This is a genomic window from Arthrobacter sp. Y3225116 (assembly GCF_059091245.1).
Genome location: NZ_JBNHGL010000258.1, coordinates 1 through 3,903, shown reverse-complemented (window position 1 = coordinate 3,903; position 3,903 = coordinate 1). Strand labels below are relative to the sequence as shown.

Genomic DNA, 3,903 nt, shown 5'->3' with positions numbered 1-3,903 from the left:
CAGGCCGACCGGACCGCGGCCGGCCGACGCAAGCCAGCCGGCCAGGCCCTCTTCGTCCAGGGACACCAACGCCCCAACGAACGGGCGTCCCTCGCCGACCACCACCGCCTGGGACACCAGCCGGTGTTCGCGCAACGCGTCCTCCAATGGACCCGGAGCGACATTCTTGCCGCCCGCCGTTACCAGCAGCTCCTTTTTCCTGCCGGTGATGGTGAGGTAGCCGTCGTCGTCCAGCGTGCCGACGTCCCCCGTGCACAAGAAGCCGTCCCGGAAGTACTCGGCGTTGGCGTCGTCGTTGTTGTGGTAGCCGCGGGTGATGCCGATGCCCTTGATCAGGACCTCGCCGTCGTCGGCGATTCTGACGGTGGTGCCCGGCAGCGGCAGTCCCACGGTGCCGATCCGGTTGGCCCCGGGCAGGTTCACCGCTGCAGGGGCAGTGGATTCGGTGAGCCCGTAGCCTTCCAGCACCGGCACGCCGATGCCGGTGAAGAAGTGCGCGAGCTTTGGATTCAGTGCGGAAGCGCCGGAGACGGTGTACTCCACGTGCCCGCCGAACGCCGCGCGCAGCTTTCCGTAGACGAGCCTGTCGAACACGGCACGCCGGGCCTTGAGCGCCAGCCCGGGGCCGGCACCGGTGCCGCGTGCCTGCGCATCCCGAGCCCGGGAGTAGGCGACGGCTGTCTGCGCCGCGGCGTCGAAGATCCTGCCCTTGCCGCCGTCGTGTGCCTTCTGCCGGGCGGAGGCATAGACCTTTTCGAACACGCGCGGAACCACCAGCAGGAAGGTGGGCTGGTAGGTGCCCAGGTCCTCGATCAACTCCGCCATGCTGGACGTGTGGCCCATCTTCACTCCGGCCGTCAGGCAGATCACCTGCACGGCCCGGGCCAGCACGTGGGCCAGCGGCAGGAACATCAGCGACTTCGCGTCCGGGCGCTTGAGGATGTCGGCCAGGAACTCCACGGTGTTGACCGCCAGTTCCGCGAAGTTGCCATGGGTGATGATGCAGCCGCGCGGCCGGCCGGTGGTGCCCGAGGTGTAGACCAGCGAGGCCGCGTCCTGCATGCCCCGGGAGGTCCGGCGCAGTTCAAGTTCCTCGTCCGTGATCGCGGTTCCGCGGGCTTCCAGCTCAGCCAGCCCCTCGGCCTTCCCGTCAAGCTGCCAGACCGGAAGCGCGGCCGGCAGCCCGGACATGGCCTGGCGCACCACGGCGGCCTTGGCGGCGTCCTCGGCGAACACCAGCTTCGCCGCCGAGTCCTGCAGGATCCACTGCACCTGATGCGGGGACGAGGTCTCGTAGATCGGGACCACCACCGCGCCGGCGAACCAGCCGGCCAAGTCCACCACCGTCCACTCGAACCGGGTCTTGGACATCACGGCAATGGTGTCTCCGGCTTCGACGCCGGAGGCCATCAGGCCCTTGGCCACGGCGCTGACCCGGGCCAGGAGTTCGGCGGCCGGAACATCGGACCAGGCGCCGTTGCGCTTGACCGCATAGAGCGCCCGCTGCGGGTCGCGCTGATGCTGGGCCACCAGGATGTCCGTCAGGTTAGACCCGGCCGGCATCGCTGCCAGCACTTCGGTTACTGCTTCGCGCACGTCGTGCCCACTTTCTGAATCCGGTAAAAGTCGTGTTGTCCGGCCTGCATCAAATCCAACTCGGCATCCACATCCGCCAGCGCCACTGGTCGTAGCCGATCATCTCGGCGGTCCAGACCGGCAGGAAGAATGCCGACACCGCGAGTGCCGCCGCCAAGAAGAGCCCGACCACCAGCACGCCTTGGCGCCGGCGCCACGGCGGATCCGTCGCCCGGCCCAGCGCCAGCCCGAGCACGTAGGTCAGGGCCAGGATGAGGAACGGCTGGAAGGAGATCGCGTAGAAGAAGAACGTGGTCCGGTCGGGGTAGAGGAACCAGGGCAGGTAGCCGGCCGCGACCCCCGCCAGAATCGCGCCCGCCCGCCAGTCCCGCCGCCCGGCCCAGTAGAAGAGCAGCACCAGCAGCGACGCGGCCGCGGCCCACCAGATGAGCGGGTTGCCGACCACCGTGACCGCCTGGGAGCAGCGGGTGGCCGCCGCGCAGGCGCCCTGGCCGGCTTCTTCCGCATGGTAGTAGAACGACGTCGGGCGGCCCATGAACAACCAGGTCCAGGCATTGGATTCGTACGGGTGCTCGGAATCCAGGCCGTTGTGGAAGGTGTAGGCGCTGCGGTGATACTCGGCCAGCGAGCGCAGCCAGTCCGGCAGCCAGCCCCAGGCCGCGGACGGGTTCGACGCCGCCCAGTTGCGGTCGTAGGCATCGTCTGAGCGCAGCCAGCCGGTCCAGGCCGCCAGATAGGTCACCGCCGCGGCCGGAATCATGGTGAAGAACGCCGGCACCCCGTCCCTGATCACGCCGGCGGAAAACCACTCCCTGATCCCCGCGGCACGCCGGGCGCCGAGGTCCCAGAACACGCACAGCAGGCCAAACACCGCGACGAACGCCAGCGCCGACCACTTGGTGCCCACGGCCAGCCCGAGGCAGACGCCCGCGGCCAGCCGCCACGGCCGCCAGAGCACCCAGGGCCCGTACAGCAGCCGCGAAGCGTGCGGCACCCCGGAGGGGCCCGCCTGCCGGGCGATCTTCGCGGCCAGCCGCCGTCGTCCGTCGAAGCGGTCCAGCAGCAGCGCGCCGAAGGCGGCGACCACCCAGAACATGAGGAAGACGTCCAGCAAGGCCGTCCGGGAGTGGACCAGGTGGTGCCCGTCGATGGCCGTCAGCAAACCGGCGACCCCGCCCAGCGCCGGCGACTTGAACAGCGCCTGCGCGATCAGGGCGATCATCAGGATGGACAGCGTGCCGGCGAGTGCGGCGCCGAAACGCCAGCCGAAACCGTTATCGGATCCGAAAAGCCACATGCCGGCGGCGATCATCCACTTGCCCACGGGCGGATGCACCACATATTCGGGGGTGTCGAGGAGGACGTCCGGATTGCCCGCGTTAAAGGAGTCGTTGGCGTCCTTGGGCCATTCGCGTTCGTAGCCGGACTGCAGGTAGGAGTAGGCGTCCTTGACGTAGTAGGTTTCGTCGAACACCAGCGAACCCGGCTCACCCAGGCGGTAGAAACGCAAAACCCCGCCGAGGACGGCCGTGAGCACGGGGAGCAGCCACCCCCAGGGCCCGTACCGGGCGGGAAGGCCGAGCAGCCGGCGGCGCAGCACCGCCTCGCTGAACGCCCGTCCCGGCGATTCCAGCCAGCCGTGGCGGTGGGCCACCGCCGCCGGCGGTGGTGTGGTTCGGGTCACGGCCATCATGTTACCGGCCGGTAGGTGCAGGGGTGTGCGGCGCCTCGGGCCGGGACGTCGGCTGCCGAACGGCGGTCCTCGCTGCAGTGGGGCACATACCGACTCTATAGAAGGCGCCGCTGAAAGAGGGCAACGCCGCAGGTAGGGTTGTCCATGTGAATGAGCAGGAACGGGGCGCCCCGTCAGGGCGGCAGCCAGGGCAGATCGTGTTGGCCGGAACGCCGATCGGCAACGTCGGGGACGCCTCGCCGCGGCTGGTCGAGCTGCTCCAAACGGCGGATGTGGTCGCCGCCGAAGACACCCGCCGCCTGCACAAACTGCTGCAGTTGCTGGGTATCACGGCCACCGGCCGGATCATCAGCTACCACGAACACAACGAGGCGACCCGTACCGCCGACCTGCTGGAGCTGGTCCGTGCCGGCAGCACCCTGGTGATGGTGACCGACGCCGGCATGCCGGCCGTCTCGGATCCCGGTTTCCGGCTGGTGGAGGCGGCCGTGGCCGAGGGCCTGCTGGTCACTGCCGTGCCCGGGCCGTCGGCCGTGCTCACGGCGCTGGCGCTGTCCGGCTTGCCCACCGACCGCTTCACCTTCGAGGGCTTCCTGCCCCGCAAGCAGGGGGAG

Annotated in this window: 3 protein-coding genes; 1 reads left to right on the top strand and 2 read right to left on the bottom strand. The window is 69.5% G+C overall.

Annotated features, from left to right (window positions below; translation table 11 throughout):
* On the bottom strand, positions 1-1,596 hold a 1,596-nt coding region (locus tag AC5RV2_RS15670), incomplete at its 3' end, for an AMP-dependent synthetase/ligase (RefSeq protein WP_494093099.1).
* Positions 1,597-1,645: 49 nt separating this feature from the next.
* Positions 1,646-3,286: a dolichyl-phosphate-mannose--protein mannosyltransferase gene (locus AC5RV2_RS15665; protein WP_494093100.1), complete on the bottom strand. Its 1,641-nt coding sequence runs from the start codon at positions 3,284-3,286 to the stop codon at positions 1,646-1,648.
* A 149-nt stretch (positions 3,287-3,435) separates the two neighbouring features.
* Here AC5RV2_RS15665 and rsmI point away from each other — a divergent pair.
* A partial coding sequence (gene rsmI / locus AC5RV2_RS15660) for a 16S rRNA (cytidine(1402)-2'-O)-methyltransferase (RefSeq protein WP_494093098.1) occupies positions 3,436-3,903 on the top strand: 468 nt, incomplete at its 3' end.